This is a genomic window from Anabaena sp. EIM26 (assembly GCF_057568715.1).
The window spans coordinates 3,665,149-3,688,183 of sequence record NZ_CM172472.1 but is presented as its reverse complement, the minus strand read 5'-3'; the positions used below and the strand labels follow the sequence as shown (position 1 = coordinate 3,688,183).

Genomic DNA, 23,035 nt, shown 5'->3' with positions numbered 1-23,035 from the left:
CTTCCCATTAAATTGCGCTACAGACGGCATCAAGGCTTTTGTGTTATAATTTTGGGGTGATTTGACTTTTTTGACCTTTAGGTCAAGTTCAACCCCAAGTATCAGGAGAATTTTCATGACGAGCAGTTACAGTGCCGATCAGATTCAAGTTCTGGAAGGTCTGGAAGCCGTCCGCAAACGACCAGGGATGTACATCGGTACTACAGGTCCGCGAGGACTCCATCATTTAGTTTACGAGGTGGTAGACAACTCTGTAGACGAAGCTTTAGCAGGTCACTGCACCCATGTTGAGGTAGATATCAACGCTGATGGTTCCGTGACTGTAACAGATGATGGTCGCGGTATTCCCGTCGATATTCACCCAAAAACCGGGAAATCGGCTTTAGAAACCGTATTAACTGTACTCCACGCTGGAGGTAAGTTTGGTGGTGGTGGTTATAAAGTTTCTGGAGGTTTACACGGGGTGGGGATTTCGGTTGTTAACGCCCTGTCTGAGTTTGTGGAAGTTACTGTTTGGCGAGATAAGAAGGAGCATACTCAGCGATATGAACGGAGTTTTCCGGTTACTGAACTGCAAGTAAAGCCTTACAAAGAAGCTAGAACTGGAACTTCTATCACTTTCAAGCCGGATACACAAATCTTTACTACCAGCATTGAATTCGATTACATTACTTTATCAGGTCGCTTGCGCGAGTTAGCGTATTTGAATGCTGGTGTTAAAATTATTTTCACTGATCACCGTCTCGAACTCCTCAAGAGCGATACACCAAAAATAGAAATTTACGAATACAAAGGTGGTATTAAAGAGTATATCGCCTACATGAATCGTGAGAAGCAGCCTTTACACGAAGAAATTATTTATGTGCAAGGGGAACGGAATAATGTTCAGGTGGAAGTTTCCTTGCAATGGTGTACGGATGCTTATACTGATAACGTGCTAGGTTTTGCTAATAATATTCGCACTATTGATGGTGGTACGCACTTAGAAGGTTTAAAAGCAGTTCTAACTCGGACTTTAAATGCGATCGCTCGCAAGCGGAATAAAATTAAAGAACATGAATCTAACCTCAGTGGTGAACACGTCCGCGAAGGTTTAACCGCAGTCATTTCTGTTAAAGTCCCAGATCCAGAATTTGAAGGACAAACTAAAACTAAACTTGGTAACACCGAAGTTCGCGGTATTGTCGATTCTTTTGTGGGAGAAGTCCTCACCGAGTATCTAGAATTTCACCCCAGTATTGCTGATTCTATTTTAGATAAAGCTATTCAAGCCTTTAAAGCCGCAGAAGCAGCCCGTCATGCGAGGGAATTAGTACGGCGGAAATCGGTGCTAGAATCTTCACCACTACCTGGTAAATTAGCAGATTGCAGTAGTCGTGACCCCTCAGAATCAGAGATTTACATCGTGGAAGGCGATTCAGCGGGTGGAAGCGCAAAGCAAGGACGCGATCGCCGTACCCAAGCAATCCTGCCCCTACGTGGTAAGATTCTTAACATTGAAAAAACCGACGATGCCAAAATTTATAAAAATAACGAAATTCAAGCATTAATTACAGCTTTGGGTTTAGGGGTTAAGGGTGATGAGTTCGATGCTTCCCAACTGCGTTACCACCGCATAGTGATCATGACTGATGCTGACGTAGATGGAGCGCACATTCGGACATTGCTCTTAACTTTCTTCTATCGTTATCAACGGGCGCTGATTGAAAATGGTTTCATTTATATTGCCTGTCCCCCACTGTATAAATTAGAACGGGGACGTAGTGAGCCAAGATATTGTTATAGCGATCGCGAATTACAACAGCATATCGCCACCTTCCCAGCCAACGCCAACTATAACATCCAACGGTTCAAAGGTTTGGGGGAAATGATGCCCCAACAACTATGGGAAACCACTATGAACCCAGAAAGTCGCACTCTCAAGCAAGTTGAAATTGAAGACGCAGCAGAAGCCGATCGGATCTTCACCATTTTAATGGGCGATAGAGTCGCACCACGTCGGGAATTCATTGAAACCTATGGTTCTAAACTTAACCTCACCGATTTAGATATCTAACTGACAATCCATATCAGCTTGAACATATATCATGGGTAATTAGGTACAAACCTCTTACCCATGAATTTTTTTACAATCCAGAGGTCGAGCCGAAAATTCTCTCTATAATTCCCATTTAATTCTTGGCAAAAGTGGACAACTAAGAACCAAACACATATTTATTTGCCAATATCGTCATATTAAGGTTATGGTAAAAAATAATGTCTTACCTGTTTTTGATGCACTTTTTCATACGTGATCGCTCATCAACTGCATACACCAATAGCACCTGAAAAAAAAAGGATTTATTAGGAGTTGCAGGAATAACAGCATAATTTCCTATTCCCTTTCTTAAATATAAGCGACCATCTTCCGCAGAAGGCACGACTCTGGGCATAAAGCCATCACAAAGTAGTACCCCTGATATGGACGCAGGGCTTAGTCCATACCCCCATTTTCAAGACAGAAAGATGATTTAGTATTTTCGATGACAAATTATTTCTCGACTGATTAAAATATCCTTGTATACAATAAGAACAGTTTGTCAAGTTGCATAGGGCTGAAATCTCAGCATTGCGCTAATGTGTTAATAAGACCGAAATGAGTAAAATCTAAATTCATCTCTCAATCGGCTTATTCTGCCACAACCCTAACTCCTTAGTCCAGGTTATTGGCATAGCATATACAAGGTTCAGTGTTTGGAAACAAGCACAGCCCTTTCACGAATACCAGATCAGTCCAGCTTCGCTTTCTCAAATAAGTAATTTATGAACGACTTGTCAACATGGGTGCATTAATACTACTAATTTGAGTTCATATGCAATGTCCTGTTGCTATAAAACTATTGTTGTGCTTAAAATCTAGAATCTTCCAGGAGCAAGAGTGCCTACCTTTTAATCTAATGAGAATGCCACTGCAAAACCAAAAAGTTTTAGACAAGATTTAATGGTGTGACTACCGTTTTTAATGTCTTTTTGATAAAAGTGGCTTCCCCTTGCTCAATGAGTTCATGATTAATACACAAAAAGAGTGCAATTTCTGTGAAACAGGCTACAATCGGAACAGTCTTGACAGGTGAATCTGCCAGCAGTCATATATATTTATGTCTGAAGTGGTTAATCTTTTGATTAAGGTGCCTCTGGTTTTAGACCAGTCAAACAGAAGTTGTGTAAAACGGCGACAGCGATAAATTTTACTTTCCCAAAAGCCAATCACCTAAAAGTGATAGTTGCTACTTAAAGTAAAAACTCCGCCTCCCAAAGAGGCAATACTACCGGAAATATAGGGAAATCACTCAAAAACCTATTTTTGGTAAGCAATTAGCTCGATGAAAAGAGCAGTAACCACATCTTGAGTAATTGATTCTGCAAGGAGCATGAGGAACGCGGCATGAACCAGGCTAACAACGTACTCGATAGCATATATCGGCCTGACCTAGAAATGATAAATCCGCCTGAGATCGAAGAAGAACTCTTATTGATAGAGGATGAAGAAGAGGACTTACTCATTACCGATGACGGCGAAATTGATGATTTTTTAGAGCCTCAGTCTGATGAGGACGACGCAAAGTCTGGAAAAGCCGCTAAATCGCGTCGTCGGACACCAACAGCGAAAAAAAAGCATTACACCGAAGATTCGATTCGCCTTTACCTGCAAGAGATCGGTCGTATTCGTCTATTACGAGCAGACGAAGAAATTGAACTAGCACGGAAAATCGCGGATCTCCTAGAATTGGAAAGAGTGCGCGATCGCTTGCAAGATCAGCTAGAGCGTGAACCGCAATTTAAAGAATGGGCTGAAGCCGTAGAATTACCTCTACCAACTTTCCGTTATCGACTACACGTTGGTCGCAGAGCTAAAGACAAAATGGTGCAATCAAACTTGCGCCTTGTCGTCTCAATCGCCAAAAAATACATGAATCGTGGCTTGTCTTTCCAAGACTTGATTCAGGAAGGTAGTCTTGGTTTGATTCGCGCAGCAGAAAAGTTCGACCACGAAAAAGGTTATAAATTTTCTACCTACGCTACATGGTGGATTCGTCAGGCAATTACTAGAGCGATCGCTGATCAGTCTCGCACTATCCGTCTACCGGTTCATCTCTACGAAACCATATCACGGATTAAGAAAACAACCAAGCTACTATCTCAAGAAATGGGTCGCAAACCCACCGAGGAAGAAATTGCAACTCGCATGGAAATGACCATCGAGAAACTGCGGTTTATCGCCAAATCAGCCCAGTTACCAATTTCTCTAGAAACGCCCATTGGGAAAGAAGAAGACTCTCGTTTGGGAGATTTTATTGAATCTGACGGCGAAACACCAGAAGATCAAGTTTCTAAAAATCTTCTGCGTGAAGACTTAGAAAAAGTTCTCGACAGTCTCAGCCCCCGTGAACGCGATGTTTTGAGACTACGTTACGGCTTGGATGACGGACGGATGAAAACCCTGGAAGAAATCGGCCAGATTTTCAACGTTACCCGCGAACGAATTCGCCAAATTGAAGCGAAGGCACTCCGCAAGTTACGTCACCCCAACCGTAACAGCGTACTCAAGGAATACATTCGGTAGTCATTAGTCATTGGCTTTTTGACTGAAGACAAATAACCAAGAACACACAAAATAAATAGCCTGGTAGTTTTAATTAACTACCAGGTTTTTTGATGTTACAAATAATTTTGAATCTCAAGGCTTACAGGATACCCCAAAAGTGCAGAAAACCTTGACCAGAGAAAAGTTCAATTAAAGCGGCTGATAAAAAGCCAATCATAGCCAAACGACCATTCCAAATTTCTGCTTGTGGGGTAAATCCCCAACGCCAACCGTTGCGGTCTTCGGGTATAGAAGTAATAGTTTTTGTTGCGTTAGTCATGGTTCGCACTCCAAGCTGGATTTACTAAGCTTTATTGCCTTATGTAAACTAATATAACAAATATTTTCAATACTGCAAGGTTAAATTAGAGTTTTATAGAGATTTATTAACATCCATTGACAAATCTCATAAATTAGCAAAATAAATCAAACGTCAAGCTGGGCAGGCGAAATACCTACCCCACAAGGGTTTAATGAAATTAAGATCTGCAAATTAGATGCGTTTTAGTTATTTACAGCCCCACTCCAACAAGAGTAATAATTTTCTCATCACGATTAAGTTGCAAGATACTCTCACCTTTAGCATCTCTATCTAAGATTGGTACTGTGTCTATAGGAATTCGCACCATTCGCTCTCTATTGGTAACTAATGCCACTTCTACGCCTGGGGTAGCGCGTACCATACCAGCTAGGTTGTCTGTTTTGTTGTGAAATTTCAGCATTTGGATGCCTAAATCGCCGCGATTAGCTGCCCTTAAATTACTTGCAGGCATTCGCTTGGCGTATCCTTCCTCTGTAACTAGCAATAACTGATCATCTTTGCTAACAGTTACGCAACCAACCATTTGCTGATTTTTCACCAAGCGAAATGCTTGTAAACCCATAGCTGCACGGCCCATTACAGGTAATTGTTCATCATTAACGGCAAATCTTAACAATCGACCACCTGAACTAGCTAAAATCAGATGTTGTCCTGTGGTAGTGAACTGGGTAAAAGATAATTCATCATCATCCTTGAGTTTCAAAATCGTCATTCCGCGCCGTCCAAGGTTAGTAAGTTCTTCCATAGATAGACGCTTAATTCGCCCTTGTTTGGTCAGGAGAACGATTTGAGTCGTTTCGGGTGTTTCTGGCAAAACAAAGCGGCTAACAACACCTTCTAGGTTGCCTTGAGCCGTACTGGTGAGCATAGTGATTAATGGAGTTCCCCGTGGAGAACGTCCAGTTGTGGCGGGAATTTCTCCCACCTTCACAGGGTAGACTTTGCCCCCAGTATTGAGAATCAATAAATCCTTCTCAGTGTCAGTTGACTCGGTTTGAATAATAAAATCGTTTTCATGCAAACCATTTTCTGTTTTCGGTTTTTTGCCTGTTGGGGAAAGACGACGCACATAACCCCGCTGGGTAAATTCTAGAATTGCTGGTTCTGCTGGCTGTTCCGATTTTGGATTTTGGATTTTGGATTTTGGATTTTCCTCATCTGTGGTTAATTGTTGGCTAATGCCTTTATCTGCTTTAACGGCTATTTCGCTGGTGAATATTAACTTGGTACGGCGGGAATCGCTGTATTTGCGTTTGAGACTTCGCAAATCTTTTTTCAGGACTTTCAGTAATTCCCGTCTATCGTCAAGTAATTTTCGCAATGAGGTAATTTGCTCGGTGAGTTGGTCAAATTCCTGTTGCAAATTTTGCTGTTCTAAACTGGTGAGACGGCGTAATGGCATGGACAGAATGGCATCCGCTTGCACTTCGCTCAAATCCAGACGGCTACAAAGGTTCATTTTGGCTGTACTACCATCAGCAGCTTGCCGTAAAATGGCAATCACCTCATCTAGGTTAGACAGAGCCTTACGTAAACCTGCGACTAGATTGATCCGATTTTCGGCTTTACCTAGCTCATAACTGTAGCGACGATTAAGGGTATGTTCTCGGAAACTCAAAAATTCCTGCAACATTTGACGCAAACTTAACTGGCGTGGTTGCCCATTCACGATCGCTAACAGAATCGCTCCAAAGGTAGTTTGTAAAGCGGTTTGGTGATACAAATGCTGAAGAACTTCCTGGGGGTTGGTATCGCGTTTGAGTTCAATGACCACTCGCATCCCTTCGCGATCGCTCTCATCCCGCAAATCAGAAATGCCGTGTAAGCGTCCTTGATTGACCAAATCTGCTACTTTCTCGATCCAGCCAGCCTTATTCACCTGATAAGGCAATTCTGTAATAATAATTGCCGTCCGCCGCTTACTGCCCCTAGTAGCCGGAATTTCCTCTAATGTGGCCACACCACGCAGCAAAATCCCACCTTTACCTGCGGTGTATGCTTCTCTAATTCCTGAATTACCAACAATTTCTCCACCAGTAGGAAAATCTGGGCCGGGAATAATGTCAAATAACTTTTCATCTGTCAAATCTGGGTTGTCAATTAAAGCAATCAACCCATCAACGATTTCCCCTAAGTTGTGTGGTGGGATATTCGTCGCCATTCCCACCGCAATACCTGAACAACCATTGAGCAACAAAAACGGTAACTGAGCAGGTAATACAGTGGGTTCTTGCTGAGAATTATCGAAGTTGCCAATAAAATCTACAGTTTCTTCGCCAATTTCCGTCAGCATTCCCTCATGACCAATGGATGCTAGACGCGTTTCTGTATAACGCATCGCTGCGGGTGGGTCATTATCGACACTACCAAAATTACCATGTCCTCCCAGTAAGGGATAGCGGCTGGAAAAATCCTGCACCAACCTCACTAAGGCATCGTAAACCGCTTGATCACCGTGGGGATGGTACTTACCTAGTACATCTCCAACTACACGGGCGCATTTCCGGTAAGGTCTATCTGGTGTTAAACCGAGTTCGTGCATCGCATACAAAATTCGCCGATGCACTGGCTTTAAGCCATCACGCACATCCGGTAACGCTCGCCCGACTATCACACTCATGGCATATTCTAGGTAAGACCGTTGCATCTCGGTGTGCAGGGCTGTTGTGATGACCTGTCCTGTTGAGAGCAGGTTTAACTGTTTTGCCATGAAGCTCTTTTCCCTGAATTTTAACTACACAAAAGTCACTGAAACTTAACACTGTAGAAACCACAGCATAACGGATGAAATAGGATTTTTAACACTGGCTTGATCCTCATAGGATAAAAAGCAGTAGTATTATCCTTGATGTTGGGGATACACATTGATTATTAAAAAGGTGGTAGACCACTGCTTTGATCAGGTGGTCAAACCTCTCACCCTTATAAGTTAAATTCTCATGAAAACTGTTTTAATTGTCGAAGATGATCTGATTAATGCTCGAGTTTTTTCCAAGATTTTGTCCAAACGCGGTGGTTTGGGTGTAAAACACACGGAAGATGTGGAAGAAGTAATGAAAATTGCCCAAGCTGGGGAAGCTGATTTGATTTTAATGGATGTTTCTCTGTCACGTAGTATGTATCAAGGTAAGTCTGTTGATGGTATCAAAATTACGCAAATGTTAAAAGCTGATCCAAAAACGACTAATTTACCTGTAATTTTAGTGACAGCACACGCCATGGAAGGCGATCGCGAAAACTTTCTCAAACAAAGCGGTGCTGATGGCTACATCTCTAAACCAGTTGTTGACCATCAACAGTTTGTTGATCAAATCATGGCACTTCTACCCAAAGCAGAGGCTTGAGAATTGATGGCTGAAGTTAGCAAGGCTTACCCATAAATTAAATAATTTGATTTTGGGCTACTTTCACATAGCAGGAAACAGTGAGCAAGGGACAGAGAAATCTTAACAGGCGTGAAAGTCTGTTAGTCTCCGGGTTTTGTGATAGCTGCACTCGCGGCGAAGCTTCTCCTAGAGGAGGATCGCAGCTATCGCCGTCAGTCCTGCCGATAGACTATGCCTTTTTGGTATCGCCCCAGAAGGCATCGGTTTTATGTTTATTGCTACCTGGCAACTGCCACATTTGTATAGAATATATGTACTATAAATGGGTAAAGGTCAGCAACTATTAACCTAAATTATTATTTATTGATTCTGAAAGAAGGTGAGAGAGGGAGATGGAGAGAGAATTTAGATAACTCCACAAAATAAACTATCCAATTTCACTGAATCAAAACGGCTGTTGCCTCCCCCTGCTCCCTGCTCCCTGTCCTCCTACCTCCTACTGTCTAGGCTGTTGTTCGGTTGCTGGTGTTTCTTGGGGTTCTAGGGCTGCTTGCATCTGGGGTAATTCTAAGAATTTTTTCGTATCTAGCAGCAGACGTGTACCCCAGAGATTTTGCTTGAGAAAATCTAAATCAGCATAGCGTTGATCTATGCGAATTGCTGCTTCTCCCATAGATAATCCTTGTTGAGTATCACCTTTATTATAAAATGCTACAGCTAAAGCTAATAAAGGTTCTGCGGCTTGCTTATCAATAGCAACAGCCTCTTGCCATTGTTTAATTGCCCCTTGAACATCACCCTGTTCGTATTTGATTAAGCCGATGTTGTTAATTGCCGGCCAGAATTTTTTATCTTGAGAGACAGCTTGATTGAATTGAGCGATCGCATCGGGTAAGCGACCTAACATATAGTAAGCATTGCCTAAATCGAACAAACCTTCTGGGTCATTGGGCTTTAACTGCAAACCTTTTTGATAATGGGCTACAGATGCCTGATAATTTTGTTTCTGAAAATTAGCTGAACCCAAAGCAAAGAGAATATCCGCATTTTTGGGATTTAGTGTTTGCGCTTTTTGTAAAGCTGCGATCGCTGTATCAAACTCTTTAGCTTGCAAATGCAAACCACCTAAAAGCAACCATACTTTATCATTTTCAGGAGCCAATTGAGTAGCCAACCGCGCTCGTGGCAAAGCTAAATCAATCTGCTGAAACTGTGCTAATTGAGCCGCTTCTTGAGCCAAGCTCAACCCCTGATTTTCCAACTTAGTTGTATCAAGTTGTACTGTATGAGGTATTAGTGCCTGTGCGTGAACTGCTTTTGGCATACTCCACAAACTACAGACAAACAAAAGAAAAATCAAACGAATGTGTTTTGGCACACTACCGCCTCTAAACCACAAATCAAAGAATCTCTCAAATAGCTTAAACGATATCTGCTCTAGAAGAAAGAGTATTGAGTATTGAGTACCGATTAGAGTATTGAGTACCAAGTACCGAGTACCGAGTAATGAGTACAGACTAATTGGATAACTATTTAGAGTATTGAGTACCAAGTACCGATTAGAGTATTGAGTACCAAGTACCGAGTACCGAGTAATGAGTACAGACTAATTGGATAACTATTTTCGGTCAGCATTTTCACATTTTTCCAACCACTGAAATCTTTTGATCTCTCAACTTTGCTCATTTCACTAACCACTGAAATCTCAAAATTGAGAACATAATCACTTTTTTATTTGGAAGTCCCTTCATACTCAATACTCGGTACTCAATACTGTTTTGGTGACTTTAGTCATCCATATCTTTGCCCCTACTAGTGACTTTGGTCATATAGGAGATATGGGCTACTTGTTCGATAATTACTTACATAATATACAGCAGATTACAGATTAATGAAGCACAGCATCAAAATTGAAACCTAGACACCAAGCCAGTACAGAGCGATGAGTAACGGGTAACGAGTAAGAAGGAGAGTCAAGCACTCGGTACTCACAACTCTTCCGACTCCTGACTCCTGCTGTAAGTTTGTTAAACAGTAAAAGTTGCGCCCCAGGCATAGCACAAAGCAAAAATTCATAAAAAAATAGCGACCTGAAAATAAAGTGGATACTTTCTCAGTAAAGTGCTACCAGGCTAGAGTTCCAGCCATTAAGAACCAGCACAGTAGCCGTTTCTTTTATACATAAAGTGAAAATGGCAATTGATACATCAAACCCTGTAGATTCATCTCTATCAGTACCCGAACTCAAGCAGAAAAAAAAAGGTAGAAATCATTGGCTGCCTTGGGTAATCGTTCTTGGACTAATAGGTGGAGTTAGCTACCTAGCTTATCTCCAACTCATAGTTCTTCCCAATCAACAAGCACAACGTCGGGTTGTCACCCGGCCTGTACAAAGGCAGAGCTTATCAATCACAGTTGCCGCAAATGGAACGGTGAAGCCGGAAAGATCAATCAACCTCAGCCCTAAAAATTCAGGCATTCTGAAAAAACTACTGGTCAAAGAAGGAGATTTGGTCGAAGCAGGCCAGATTGTGGCTTACATGGATGATTCCAACCTGCAAGGGCAACTCACCTCTGCTAGAGGACAGATAGCACAAGCAGAGGCCAATCTACAAAAATTGATTGCAGGTAATCGTCCCCAAGATATTGCTCAATCACAGGCACAACTCGACGAGTCCTTGGCAAATTTGCGAAAGGTAGAAGCAGGTAATCGTTCTCAAGATATTGCCCAAGCTGAGGCACGCTTAAAAAGCGCCCAAGCTAATTTCAGTAAAGCAGAAGATGATTTTCGACGGAATCAGCAACTTTTCAATTCAGGAGGAATTTCCCTGCAAACTGTTAACCAAAAATTAGCAGATCGTGATAGCGCCCAGGCTCAGGTGAATGAAGCCCAGCAAGCACTAGCATTGCAAAAAGCAGGATCGCGTCCAGAAGATATTCAACAAGCACGGGCTGTAGTCCAACAGAGACAGCAATCTTTATCACTTCTCAAAGCAGGAACGCGCCGGGAAGATATTGACCAAGCTCAAGCTCAAATGATGTCTGCCCGTGGCTCCCTACAAAACGTCCAAGCCCAAATTAATGACACAATAATTCGCGCTCCCTTTGATGGGGTGGTGACGAAAAAGTATGCTGATCCTGGTGCTTTCGTGACTCCTACAACTGCTAGTAGTGCCGTATCTTCTGCTACTTCTTCTTCTATCTTGTCTCTAGCTTCTACGAATGAAGTTGTCTCCAATTTAGCTGAAACGAATATTTCTAAAATCCGCATTGGTCAAGAAGTCACAATTAAAGCAGATGCTTACCCAGGCAAAACCTTTATAGGTAAAGTTAGTCAAATTGCAGCCCAAGCCATAGTTGAGCAAAATGTTACCAGTTTTGAAGTTAGAGTAGCACTCTCAGACCCTGAAAGGCTGCTGCGTTCGGGGATGAATGTGGCAGCTGATTTTCAAGTTGGTAAATTGGAAGATGTCCTAGTAGTACCAACAGCTTCGGTAGTGCGCCAAGAACGTGCAACAGGTGTGTATGTAGCAGGGGGAGATGGTAAACCTGTTTTCACTCGCATTGAGACTGGTATGACTGTGAATAACTTTACTGAAGTCAAGTCTGGATTGACAGGAGACGAGAGAGTACTGCTCAGTTTCCCACCAGGATCACGCCCCCAATCAACACCACGAGGAGGAGTATTTCCTGGTCTAGATGGTGGTGGTGGTGGACGAGGTGGCGGTCGTCGCGGTGGTTCTTAGTCAGCTGTTACGCAGTTAATCTCCTTCGCACAGCGTGTCGTAGGCAAGAACCCCACTCTGACTGAATGATTTTTCTACTCAATACTCAATACTCGATACTTAATACTCAATACTCGATACTTAATACTCGGTACTCACTACTCAATTATGGCCAAAGCTTATTACGCAAACAAAGCTAAGAACACCCGCACAGTTCCATTGTTAGAAATATTGTTAATGGCGGTAGAGACGCTGTGGAGTAACAAATTACGCACAGGACTAACAATGCTGGGGGTAATTATTGGGATTTCTTCAGTTATTGCCATTACTTCTGTTGGTCAGGGAGTACAAAAGAGTGTTGAGCAACAGATTCAAGCCTTGGGTACGGATGTGCTACAAATCTTAGCTGGTGCGGCCAGAAGCGGTAATATTCGCCAAGGAGTAGGTTCTAGCAGCACGTTGACTTGGGAAGATGCGAAAGCGATCGCTACCCAAGCACCGTCAGCCGAACTTGTATCTGCTTATCTACAGCGGAATATACAAGTTGTTTATGAGGGACAGAATACCTCAACAACAGTTATAGGAACAGATTTAAACTACCCAGAAGTCAGAAATACCCATCCCCAACAGGGCAGATATTTTACCCAAGAAGAACTAGATACTGCTGCACAGTTTGCCATTATTGGGCCGACAGTCCAAAGAACACTGTTTACTCAAAGTAGTAATGTCATTGGTGAAAGAATTCGGATTCAGGGAGAGGCTTATGAAGTGATTGGGGTGATGGAACCTAAAGGTTCTCAAGGGCCAACAGACCGAGATGACCAAATTTTCATTCCTCTGACTAGTATGTCAAAAAGACTAGTTGGTAATAATGCTTTAGTGGGCGTTTCTGTCAATGGAATTTTAGTTAAATCTGCTAATCAAGAACAGTTAGAAGCTGCACAATTTCAAGTTACCAATCTCTTACGTCTGCGTCACAATATCTATCCACCACAAGCCGATGATTTCCGACTAACTAACCAAGCTGATATCGTTAACACCTTCACTAGTGTTGTGGGTTTATTTACAGTGATGATAGTGGCGATCGCAGGAATTTCTTTAGTTGTTGGTGGAATTGGTATCGCTAATATTATGCTAGTTTCCGTTGTAGAAAGAACGCGAGAAATCGGCATTAGAAAAGCAGTTGGAGCAACTAATTCAGCCATCCTTAACCAATTTTTAGCCGAAGCAATAGTGATTTCTATAGCTGGTGGAACTATTGGTATTGTCGGTGGAATTGTGATTGCTTTTGCAGCAGCAACCAGTTTTAAATTTCCCTTTGTAATTTCTTTTTTATCAATCATTGTTGGATTTGCACTTTCACTCAGCGTTGGCTTAGTCGCTGGAGTAATTCCAGCCAGAAACGCCGCCAAATTAGATCCAATAAATGCTTTACGTAGTGATTAAATAATTAAACCTCCGCGTACCTCTGCGCTAACCTTTGCGTTCCTCTGCGTTTAAAATTAACTCCTCAATGATATGACAACCATGATTTGGCTGGAATCTATTACCAAAACCTACCATTTAGGAGAAGTAGATGTTCCCATACTCAAAGGAATTCAACTCTCCATTGAAGAAGGGGAATATGTCTCAATTATGGGTGCGTCAGGTTCGGGCAAATCTACCCTGATGAATATTTTAGGATGTTTAGATCGTCCCACTGGAGGAAATTATATTTTTGAAGGTAGAAATTTAACTACTTTTGATGATGATGAATTGGCATATATTCGCAACCAAAGAATAGGTTTTGTGTTCCAACAGTTTAATTTATTAGCGCGTTCAACAGCCCTAGAAAATGTGATGTTACCGATGGTTTACGCCAATTTACCCAAGCAAAAACGCCGCCAAAGGGCTTTGGCCGCCCTAGAAAAGGTGGGATTAGGCGATCGCATTGCCAACCGTCCTAGTCAACTTTCAGGGGGTCAACAACAACGAGTTGCGATCGCACGCGCTTTGGTTAACAAACCTGCTTTAGTTCTAGCAGATGAACCCACAGGAGCTTTAGATACTGAGACTTCCTATGAAGTGATGAATTTACTCACAGAACTTAATCAGCAAGGAATCACAATTGTGATTGTTACTCACGAACCAGATATCGCTGCTCAAACTCAAAGAATTATCCGAGTTCAAGATGGTTTAATAGTTAATTAATACTGGCATAATATTTCTGCAAAATAGACAAATTTCTCTTGATTTTCTCTGTGTTCTCTGCGCCTCTGCGGTTCGTTTTCAAAAAAGCTGTTATTACTAAGTGTGAAAATTATGTTATTTAAAGTGCATTCTACCTGGGTTGGAATATTTATCGCTCTCATCCCAAATTTTGCAAGTGCAGAAACTCTCCCCATCCCTAACTCCAATCCCAATCCTTTACTATTTCCCACCCGTCCAGAGGAAGTTAAAATTCAGGAAAATGTGCCAATTACCTTAATACAAGCTTTAGAATTAGCACAACGGAATAATAACGACTTACAGGTAGTAAAATTAGAATTAGAACGCAGTCGTTCTGCGTTACGCGAAGCTCAATCAGCTTTGTTTCCTAACTTTGGTGTTAATGGAAGTTTAACTAATAATGGTGATGGTTTTCTGAATAATTCATCTTCACCTAGTACTTCTTTCAATAGTCAAGCACAACTAAGTTATAACCTTTATACCTCCGGCAATCGGGAAGCTAGTATTCGAGCGGCTGAAGAACAATTAAGAATAGATGAATTAGATGTAGAAAACCGATTATTAGAAATTCAGTTAAATGTCACAACTGAATATTATGATTTGCAACAAGCAGATGAACAAGTCAGAATTAATCAGTCATCTGTGGAAAATTCCCAGGCTAGTTTGCGAGATGCTGAAGCTCGACAACAGGCTGGAGTGGGGACAAGATTTGATGTTTTACAAACTCAAGTTAATTTAGCAAACTCTCTCCAAAATCTCACTAATTCTATTTCACAACAACAAGTTGCTCGTCGTCGATTAGCAACTCGATTAAGTTTGCCACAGTCAATTAATATCAGTGCGGCAGATCCTGTAGAATTAGCTGGTCTTTGGCCGCAACCATTAGAAGAAACCATTATTCAAGCTTTTCAAAACCGTCCAGAATTACAACAAGTTTTGGCACAACGTAATATTAGTGAGCAACAGCGACGACAGGCACTTTCACAACTAGGGCCACAAGTTAGTTTAAATGCCAGCTACAATTTACTAGATCGTTATAACGACAGTGTTAGCGTTAGTGATGGCTATTCCTTGGGATTGCAAGCAAGTCTAAATTTGTTTGATGGGGGTGCAGCAAGAGCGCGAGCGGCTCAATCAAAAGCTAATATTGCGATCGCAGAAACTCAATTTTCTAGCCAGCGCAACCAAATTCGCTTTGATGTTGAACAATACTATTTGCAGTTACAGTCCAATTTGGATAATGTGCAAACTTCTAGCGTGGCTATAAATCAAGCCAAGGAAGCTCTAAGTATAGCTAGACTCAGATTTCAAGCTGGTGTTGGTACTCAAACTGAAGTAATTTCTGCCGAAAATGACCTCACCATAGCTGAAGGTAATCGAATCACAGCTATTTTAAATTACAACCGCGCTTTGGCTAATTTACAAAGATCCAGTAATCAGAAATGAGTAACAAGTACCGAGTACCGAGTAATGAGTACCGAGTAATGAGTCCTGAATAATATCAGGTCTGGTGGAGAATACTTTTTTCCTGTTTATCTCGTTCCCAGTCTCCGACTGGGAATGCTATAAGAGAGGCTCTGACTCTTCTTTCTACAATGAAAGGCAGAGCTTTCTAAAATTCATTCCTATACAGAGTATGAGAACGAGAAAAGAAAGTTCCCTATTCCCTGTTCTTGACATCACAATCAATAACGAGTAAATTAATAAGTGACTACACACTTATTTATGGCACGCACACCCAAAATAACTAATGAGCAAATTTTAGATGCAGCCCGTGAAATCTTTCTTCAACAAGGATTTGGGGCTTCAACTTTAGAAATTGCTCAAAAAGCAGGAATTTCTGAAGCGTCGATTTTTAAACGCTTCTCAACCAAAGAAGAACTTTTCTTTGCGTCAATGGGAATTCCTGAAAGACCTCCTTGGGTGCAAGAATTGGATTCTTTATCTGGGAAAGGAAATCTTAAACAAAACCTTATTCATCTGTGTCTGCAAACTTTAGAATTTCATCGTCAAGTAATGCCACGGTTAATGATGTTGCGATCGCGTGGTAATCTACTTCCAGAAACGGCACATATAATTAAATCGAAACCTATCCGCGATGTTAAAGTATTCACTAAATTTCTAGCGGAAGAAATAGAACAAGGACGGCTGCGTCCAAGCGATCCTCAAACTATTGCTATGGTATTACTAGGATCACTAATGAACTATGTTTTCTTAGAACAAATGCATCCTGGAGAAGTTATAAAAACAGAGGAAAAAATTTTCGTTGAAAATCTCGTAGATATTGTTTGGCAAGGAATTGCACCCATTCAAGATTAACTTCACAACTTAACTAAAACTCTTTTGGCAAATTAATAAGTAATTACTTACATTTTATTGTTGTTTCTGGCTAATTAGTAATTATATCTATCTCCAAAACTAGTAAATTTAACCCAATCAGATCATGGCTCATCCTATTTTTAATTGCTAGTATAAAAGCAAAATTAATAATTTCCAAAGCATAGATTTTACTGATGATTTATATAAACCAAATTCTTCATTTCTGACTTCAAAAAATTCACAAATTTCAATTTTAGTAATTACCGCAAAATCATATGACAACTCACATAGAAATTCCGCTGATAGGGAAAAAAATTAAGTACCCATTTCGCTGGTTAATGGGGTTAATGGCATCTGGTATTTTGATAGTTGGTACGACCACAGCCTTAAAAATAGCGAATCCAGAAAACCGTAAACAAGACATTAGTAAACTCACTGTTCCAGTTGCAGCCAAAAGTATCACAGTGCGGATTACTGCTAGTGGGAAAGTGCAACCAGTACAAAGCGTGAATATTAGTCCCAAAAATCCGGGAATTATCACTGAATTGGATATTGAACAGGGAGAAAAAGTCCAGAAAGGGCAAATTATTGCTCGTATGGATAACTCCGAAATTAAAATGCGAATTCTTCAATTTCAAGCCAATTTAGAGCAAGCCAAAGCACAATTAGCGGAAAGTCAAGCGGGGAGTCGTCCCGAAGAAATTGCCCAAGGAAAAGCTCGTTTAGCGCAAGCTGAGGCTCAGTTAGCTATCATTCGTGCGGGGAATCGTTCTCAGGAAATTGATCAAGCTAGAGCCGCTGTAGACTCAGCTAAAGCGCAGGTAGAATTAACCCAAGCTAGGGTAAGACGTTATCAAGGGTTAGCAAAAGAAGGGGCTATTTCTGAAGATTCTCTAGAACAATATATCAGTGAAGATAAAAGAGCAAAAGCCAGTTTAGAAGAAGCTCAACGCCGATTATCACTCCAAAAAGTGGGGAACCGTAATGAAGATATCAAAAGTCAGGAAGCCGTAGTTGCTCAAGAACGGGAAGCACTGCGAAAGCTGGAAAATGGCAACCGTCCTGAAGAAATTGCGAGATTAAAAGCGTCCGTAGCTGGGGCTGTAGCTCAGTTAAAACAGCAGCAAGTGCAGTTGGAAGATACCATTATTCGCGCTCCTTTTGCGGGGATTGTGACTCAAAAATACGCCAATATAGGCGCTTTTGTGACACCAACAACTTCGGCTTCTACAAGTACCTCAGCCACTTCTAGTTCAATTGTGGCTTTAGCGACGGGTTTGGAAGTTTTAGCTCAGGTTCCAGAAGCTGATATTGGTAGGATTAGACAGGGACAGCAGGTGGAAATTGTTGCTGATGCTTATCCAGATCAAGTATTTAAAGGTCGTGTGCGTCTGATTGCTCCTGAAGCGGTGATAGAGCAAGGTGTGACTTCTTTTCAGGTGCGGGTGGTGATTGATAGTGGTGCAGATAAATTGCGTTCTGGCTTAAATGTAGATGTGACGTTTTTGGGCGATCGCATTAACGATGCTTTAACCCTACCAACTGTAGCAATTTTGACTGAAAATGGCAAAACTGGCGTACTGATACCAGATGCGAATAATAAACCCCAGTTTCGAGAAATCACAATTGGAGCGCAAATCAAAAACGAAACTCAGGTTTTAGAGGGAGTCAACAAAGGTGATTTGATATTTGTGAACCCACCCAAAGATTACAAAATGCAACAAAAAAAGAGGTGACAGGTGACAGGTGACAGTTAAGATTTTTTACCAATTACCAATCTAAAATCTAAAATCTAAAATCTAAAATCTAAAATCTAAAATAGTATGAACTTCTTAGAAAGCGTGCAAATGGCGGGTAAAACCTTACTCTCTAACAAATTACGTAGCGCCCTGACTATGTTGGGTATTGTGATTGGTAATGGTTCAGTAATTGCGATGATTGGGATTGGGGAAGGGGGACAAAAGTTTGTAGCTAATCAATTAAATTCCTTGGGGCCAAACGTTTTATTTGTGATTCCCGGTAACGAAGAGACTCAACGGGTAGCTAGAAATGTGACCAGAACGCTGGTTTTAGAAGATGCTAATGCGATCGCAACTCAAGTACCCACAATAGCAGCTACCACAGCCGAATTGAATAGTAGACAGGTAGTTACTTATAAAAATAGAAATACCGATGTCAATATTATTGGGACAACTCCCAGCTTTTTGCAAGTGCGGGATTTTGAAGTAGCCACAGGAAGATTTTTCACCGATATAGACATGAAGCGCAGCAACCAAGTTGTGGTGCTAGGTGCAAAATTGAAAGAAAAACTTTTTGGTAATACTAACCCTGTTAGTCAGCAGATCAGAATTAAAAATGCCAGCTTTCAAGTAATTGGAGTGCTAACTGACAAAGGTTCAAATTTGGGTGTCGATTACGACGAGTCAGCATTAGTCCCGATTTTTACATCAGCAAATCGACTAGTGGGAAGAACTTCTCCCTATGGACTAGAAGTAACCTATATTGTCACTTCAGCCAAAGATGCAGATAGCGTGGATGCGGCAGAATTTCAAATTACCAATTTACTGCGACAACGCCATAAACTCGTCGGTGAAAATGACTTTACAATCCGTACCCAAAAGGATGCTTTGCAAACAGTAGGTCAAATTTCCGGTGCTTTGACAACCATGCTGGCTGCGATCGCTGGAATTTCCTTATTTGTCGGTGGTATTGGTATTATGAATATTATGCTCGTTTCTGTCACCGAACGCACCCAAGAAATTGGCTTAAGAAAAGCAATTGGTGCTACCGAGCAAGACATTTTACTTCAGTTCATTATTGAAGCAGTAATTGTTTCTGTAATTGGCGGTTTAGTGGGGACTACAGTTGGAGTTGGTGGCATAATATTAGTATCAGTCCTGACTCCTTTAGAAGCGAGTATTTCCATCGTTTCCATTACAATGGCAGTTGGTATATCTGGTGGAATTGGATTATTTTTTGGCGTAGTTCCAGCCCGTCGTGCTGCTCAACTTGACCCCATAGTGGCATTAAGAAGTGCATGAAAAGTGCTGAGTTTTGTAGAAAATTATAAGTTCAAAATTCCAGTTTCGATAAATATGATATTTCTTCTCTCTGTGTTCTCTGCGTCTCTGTGGTTCGTTAAAAAAAGGATATAATTCTTGTGGCAAATACTCTCACTATAACTGATGCAAATATTCCCAACTCAGTACCAAAATCAGGAATTATTCGTTTAGAGAATATCTTTAAAGTTTATGGTAGTGGAGAAACAGAAGTAAAAGCACTAAATGATATCAACTTAGTTATAGAAGAAGGTGAATATTGTGCAATTATGGGGCCTTCTGGTTCGGGAAAATCTACAGCCATGAATATTATCGGTTGTTTAGATCGTCCTAGTTCTGGACATTATTATTTAGACAATCTTGATGTAGCCCAAATCGGTGATACAGAATTGGCACATATTCGCAATAAAAAGCTAGGATTTGTATTTCAGCAATTCCATTTATTAAATCAATTGACAGCAATGGAAAATGTCATGCTGCCAATGGTGTATGCTGGTGTTAAGCCTGGGGAAAGAAAAGAACGGGCAATTGAAGCATTGATCAAAGTAGGTTTAGAAAAACGCCTCAATAATAAACCTACCCAATTATCAGGGGGACAACAACAAAGAGTAGCGATCGCCCGCGCCATTGTCAACCGTCCCGTTGTTCTCCTTGCTGACGAACCCACCGGCGCACTTGATTCCCGGACAACTCAAGAAGTTCTAGATATTTTTAGTGAACTGAATGCAAGTGGAATTACAGTAGTCATGGTGACTCACGAACCTGAAGTTGCACGTCAAACCAAGCGTATTGTTTGGTTTCGTGATGGTGAAGTCGTCCATTCTCACATTACGCCAGCAGAATTAAATCAGCTGGTAGTATCTGGATAATAGCCATTAATCGGAGAATTACGGCAAACTTACCAGATTGTTCCTAGTACATTTTGCGTTTCTGCCTTAAAAAAACAGCTGTTAACTCTGCGATAAATTCATGATTTGAGCGATCGCACGCACTAAATTTTCTCGAATTATCGGCTTTGACAGATGCAACTGAAACCCTGCGGCTAAAGCTTGGCGTTGGTCATATTCTCCAGCATAAGCTGTCAATGCGATCGCCTTTGGCATAGGTTCGCTGGCCACTGGAATTTTGCCGCTTTGTTTAGACCTCCAACTTCTCACTTCACGTATCAGCATATAACCATCTATTTCTGGCATACTAATATCACTGATCAACACATCTACCTGTGATTGTGATAGCACTTCTATTGCTTGCAATCCTGAAGATACCGCCATCACTTCAGCCCCATCCTGTTCTAAAACAAACGCCACAAAATCGAGAGAATCAACATCATCATCAACAACTAAAACCTTTACACCATTTAGCGATAAAGAATTTAAAGTCATACTTGCAGAACTATTCTCTTCATCCATCACCCTAGAACTATCATCTTTAGTCAACGGCAATCTGACAGTAAACCTTGCCCCCTGACCTATACCTGGACTTTCTGCAAAAACAATTCCACCATGCATTTCCACTATATTCCGCACAATTGCCAGACCTAAACCTAATCCACCAAATTTTCTGGTAGAACTGCTATCTGCTTGCCGGAAGTAATCAAATACATAGGGCAAAAACTCATCACTAATTCCCTTACCCGTATCACTAACAGTAATTTGAGCATAGTCATCAACCTGCCCTAATTGCACTTCTACCATTCCTCCCCTAGGCGTAAATTTAACAGCATTAGAAAGCAAATTCCAAATAACTTGTTGCAAGCGAGTAGGATCTCCTATCACTTTGCCAATATTCTCTGGCAATACTGTCTTTATCTGAATAGATTTAGTGGCTGCGGCTAAACGGATTGTCTCTATAGTTGACACAATTGTGTTTTCTAAGTTAACGTTTGCCGTATTCAGCACCAGTTTACCCTGTAAAATTCTAGACACATCAAGTAAATCTTCAATCAGTTGAACCTGTAATTTGGCATTGCGCTCAATAGTTACTAAGGCTTGAGATGTTTTAATCTCGTCTAATTTATGGGTTTGCAACAACTGTGACCACCCTAAAATTGAATTTAGAGGTGTGCGTAACTCATGTGAAAGTACAGCTAAAAATTCATCTTTAATTCGATTAGCTGTTTCAGCTTGTGTGCGTGCTGCTTGTTCTAACTCTAGTAAATGGGCGCGTTCTTGTTGAATTTCTTTGTGTTCATGGATATCTGTACAAGTACCAAACCACTTGATGATAGAACCTTGCTCATCTTTAAGTGGTAATCCTCGTGCTAATTGCCAACGATAACAACCATCAACCCGTTTAAAGCGATATTCATTTTCGTATTTAGTACCACTTTCAATAGCATTTAACCAAACTGTATAAGAACTTTCCAAATCATCTGGATGTAACGCTGCTAACCAACCATCATCCAATGATTCCTCAAATGTTAATCCTGTGTATTCGCTCCAATTTTGATTAAAATAATCACACTCTCCTTTGGCATTACTTGTCCAGACCAGTTGGGGTATCGCTTCCACTAAATAACGGTAGCGTTCCTCATTTTGTCTTAAAACTTCGAGAATACGTTGACGTTCAGCTATTTCCTGTTTTAATTGCTCGTTGGTATTAGTAATCTCTTGAGTGCGGAGAGTGACCAACTCTTCCAAATGATTTTGATATTTTCTGAGTTCCTTATCTATACGTAACCTATCAGATATTTCTGTTTGCAATTCTTGATTTATTTGTTGTAGTTGAGTAGGGCTGGGAAGAGCTATTGCTTGAGGAATTAAAGGCACAAGTTCCACTGCCGTAATTACAGATACGAGAGCAGTGCCAGCTTTAATCAAACCTGACAACCAGTAAGTTGGATACCAAAGAGTCCAAATTGCTAGTAAGTGAGTAGTGCCACAAGCAATAATAAAGGCGCTAAATAACAGAAATATCCAAGAAAATGGTAGATCTTTACGCTTATTAACAAAATAAAATAATGTAATAGGAATTGAATAATAAGCGAGGGCAATTAGTGCATCAGATACTAAATGTAGGGAAACTAAATTAGTTTTCCAAAGATAGCAATGTCCATGCGGTATGAACTGATCTGAATTAAAAAAAATATTCCATAATTCTGGCATTGTTTCTAATAAATATATTTTATTTGATTGCGATCAACTATTAAATACAGCAGACTTTAAAAGTCAGCAACTTGACTGAGTTTGTGCTGAACATCCAAACAGATTTATGGGTAAAACTGGCTTGAGTTTTGAAAATATAAAAGTCAGATATCTAAATTTGTGAAAAAATTTGGGGTATCGTTGTTGATAAATGATTTAGGATTGCTATGGCAACCTGGTTCGATTGGTGATAACTTGTGTTGCATGAATCAAAAAAAATCTATAAAAAGTTAGATTTTTGTAGAAGTGATATCCCTAGGTAGTTCTTCTGAAAATAAGATCTGGGATTTCTAATTTTTGAACGGGTTT

15 protein-coding genes are annotated in these 23,035 nt (G+C 40.8%); 11 read left to right on the top strand and 4 right to left on the bottom strand.

Annotated elements, in window-relative coordinates; translation table 11 throughout:
• The first annotated feature begins 115 nt into the window (after nt 1–115).
• Nucleotides 116–2,056, top strand: coding sequence for a DNA topoisomerase (ATP-hydrolyzing) subunit B (gene gyrB / locus AC012T_RS16055; protein WP_487059789.1), 1,941 nt, complete (start codon nt 116–118; stop codon nt 2,054–2,056).
• Nucleotides 2,057–3,424: 1,368 nt separating this feature from the next.
• Entirely contained in the window at nt 3,425–4,603 is a 1,179-nt protein-coding gene (rpoD, locus tag AC012T_RS16050; RefSeq protein WP_015214789.1) for an RNA polymerase sigma factor RpoD, read from the top strand.
• A gap of 121 nt (nt 4,604–4,724) precedes the next feature.
• On the opposite strand, the gene AC012T_RS16045 is transcribed toward rpoD, so the two are convergent.
• Together AC012T_RS16045 and gyrA are read right to left on the bottom strand one after the other, a co-directional pair.
• The gene (locus tag AC012T_RS16045) at nt 4,725–4,904 is read right to left on the bottom strand and encodes a chlorophyll a/b-binding protein (RefSeq protein ID WP_323309843.1); all 180 of its coding nucleotides are present in this window, start codon (nt 4,902–4,904) and stop codon (nt 4,725–4,727) included.
• A 232-nt stretch (nt 4,905–5,136) separates the two neighbouring features.
• Entirely contained in the window at nt 5,137–7,656 is a 2,520-nt protein-coding gene (gyrA, locus tag AC012T_RS16040; protein WP_487059788.1) for a DNA gyrase subunit A, read from the bottom strand.
• Between the two features lie 229 nt (nt 7,657–7,885).
• Between gyrA and AC012T_RS16035 the strand changes: the two genes are divergently transcribed.
• On the top strand, nt 7,886–8,290 hold the full coding sequence (locus tag AC012T_RS16035) for a response regulator (RefSeq protein ID WP_487059787.1): 405 nt from the start codon (nt 7,886–7,888) through the stop codon (nt 8,288–8,290).
• Nucleotides 8,291–8,768: 478 nt separating this feature from the next.
• Here the strand turns inward: AC012T_RS16035 and AC012T_RS16030 are convergent, their stop codons facing one another.
• Nucleotides 8,769–9,650 (bottom strand): tetratricopeptide repeat protein, encoded by an 882-nt coding sequence (locus AC012T_RS16030; protein WP_487059786.1) that lies wholly within the window; start codon nt 9,648–9,650, stop codon nt 8,769–8,771.
• A gap of 814 nt (nt 9,651–10,464) precedes the next feature.
• Here AC012T_RS16030 and AC012T_RS16025 point away from each other — a divergent pair.
• The 8 genes from AC012T_RS16025 to AC012T_RS15990 all read left to right on the top strand — a co-directional run bounded on the left by AC012T_RS16025 (nt 10,465) and on the right by AC012T_RS15990 (nt 20,452).
• Nucleotides 10,465–12,018 (top strand): efflux RND transporter periplasmic adaptor subunit, encoded by a 1,554-nt coding sequence (locus AC012T_RS16025; RefSeq protein WP_487059785.1) that lies wholly within the window; start codon nt 10,465–10,467, stop codon nt 12,016–12,018.
• 147 nt (nt 12,019–12,165) lie between these two features.
• Nucleotides 12,166–13,443, top strand: coding sequence for an ABC transporter permease (locus tag AC012T_RS16020; RefSeq protein WP_487059784.1), 1,278 nt, complete (start codon nt 12,166–12,168; stop codon nt 13,441–13,443).
• Nucleotides 13,444–13,515: 72 nt separating this feature from the next.
• The gene (locus AC012T_RS16015) at nt 13,516–14,187 is read left to right on the top strand and encodes an ABC transporter ATP-binding protein (protein ID WP_487059783.1); all 672 of its coding nucleotides are present in this window, start codon (nt 13,516–13,518) and stop codon (nt 14,185–14,187) included.
• Between the two features lie 111 nt (nt 14,188–14,298).
• Complete coding sequence (locus AC012T_RS16010) at nt 14,299–15,651, top strand: TolC family protein (protein WP_487059782.1); 1,353 nt, start codon at nt 14,299–14,301, stop codon at nt 15,649–15,651.
• Between the two features lie 279 nt (nt 15,652–15,930).
• A complete protein-coding gene (locus AC012T_RS16005; RefSeq protein WP_487066626.1) occupies nt 15,931–16,524 on the top strand; it encodes a TetR/AcrR family transcriptional regulator in 594 nt (197 codons plus the stop codon).
• A 275-nt stretch (nt 16,525–16,799) separates the two neighbouring features.
• A complete protein-coding gene (locus AC012T_RS16000; protein ID WP_487059781.1) occupies nt 16,800–18,260 on the top strand; it encodes an efflux RND transporter periplasmic adaptor subunit in 1,461 nt (486 codons plus the stop codon).
• 87 nt (nt 18,261–18,347) lie between these two features.
• Nucleotides 18,348–19,565, top strand: a complete 1,218-nt coding sequence (locus AC012T_RS15995; protein ID WP_487059780.1) for an ABC transporter permease — start codon at nt 18,348–18,350, stop codon at nt 19,563–19,565.
• A 119-nt stretch (nt 19,566–19,684) separates the two neighbouring features.
• A complete protein-coding gene (locus AC012T_RS15990) occupies nt 19,685–20,452 on the top strand; it encodes an ABC transporter ATP-binding protein (protein ID WP_487059779.1) in 768 nt (255 codons plus the stop codon).
• An 81-nt stretch (nt 20,453–20,533) separates the two neighbouring features.
• Here AC012T_RS15990 and AC012T_RS15985 read toward each other — a convergent pair whose 3' ends face one another.
• The gene (locus tag AC012T_RS15985; RefSeq protein ID WP_487059778.1) at nt 20,534–22,687 is read right to left on the bottom strand and encodes a hybrid sensor histidine kinase/response regulator; all 2,154 of its coding nucleotides are present in this window, start codon (nt 22,685–22,687) and stop codon (nt 20,534–20,536) included.
• Nucleotides 22,688–23,035 lie beyond the last annotated feature (348 nt).

What these genes read in the sequence shown, in the direction of transcription:
- AC012T_RS15995 (WP_487059780.1), top strand. Translation starts at nt 18,348, where the DNA reads ATGAACTTCTTAGAAAGCGTGCAAATGGCGGGTAAAACCTTACTCTCT.
- AC012T_RS16020 (WP_487059784.1), top strand. Translation starts at nt 12,166, where the DNA reads ATGGCCAAAGCTTATTACGCAAACAAAGCTAAGAACACCCGCACAGTT.
- AC012T_RS15985 (WP_487059778.1), bottom strand. Translation starts at nt 22,687, where the DNA reads ATGCCAGAATTATGGAATATTTTTTTTAATTCAGATCAGTTCATACCG.
- AC012T_RS16005 (WP_487066626.1), top strand. Translation starts at nt 15,931, where the DNA reads ATGGCACGCACACCCAAAATAACTAATGAGCAAATTTTAGATGCAGCC.
- AC012T_RS16025 (WP_487059785.1), top strand. Translation starts at nt 10,465, where the DNA reads ATGGCAATTGATACATCAAACCCTGTAGATTCATCTCTATCAGTACCC.
- AC012T_RS16035 (WP_487059787.1), top strand. Translation starts at nt 7,886, where the DNA reads ATGAAAACTGTTTTAATTGTCGAAGATGATCTGATTAATGCTCGAGTT.
- AC012T_RS16010 (WP_487059782.1), top strand. Translation starts at nt 14,299, where the DNA reads ATGTTATTTAAAGTGCATTCTACCTGGGTTGGAATATTTATCGCTCTC.
- gyrB (WP_487059789.1), top strand. Translation starts at nt 116, where the DNA reads ATGACGAGCAGTTACAGTGCCGATCAGATTCAAGTTCTGGAAGGTCTG.
- AC012T_RS16045 (WP_323309843.1), bottom strand. Translation starts at nt 4,904, where the DNA reads ATGACTAACGCAACAAAAACTATTACTTCTATACCCGAAGACCGCAAC.
- gyrA (WP_487059788.1), bottom strand. Translation starts at nt 7,656, where the DNA reads ATGGCAAAACAGTTAAACCTGCTCTCAACAGGACAGGTCATCACAACA.
- AC012T_RS16015 (WP_487059783.1), top strand. Translation starts at nt 13,516, where the DNA reads ATGACAACCATGATTTGGCTGGAATCTATTACCAAAACCTACCATTTA.
- rpoD (WP_015214789.1), top strand. Translation starts at nt 3,425, where the DNA reads ATGAACCAGGCTAACAACGTACTCGATAGCATATATCGGCCTGACCTA.
- AC012T_RS16000 (WP_487059781.1), top strand. Translation starts at nt 16,800, where the DNA reads ATGACAACTCACATAGAAATTCCGCTGATAGGGAAAAAAATTAAGTAC.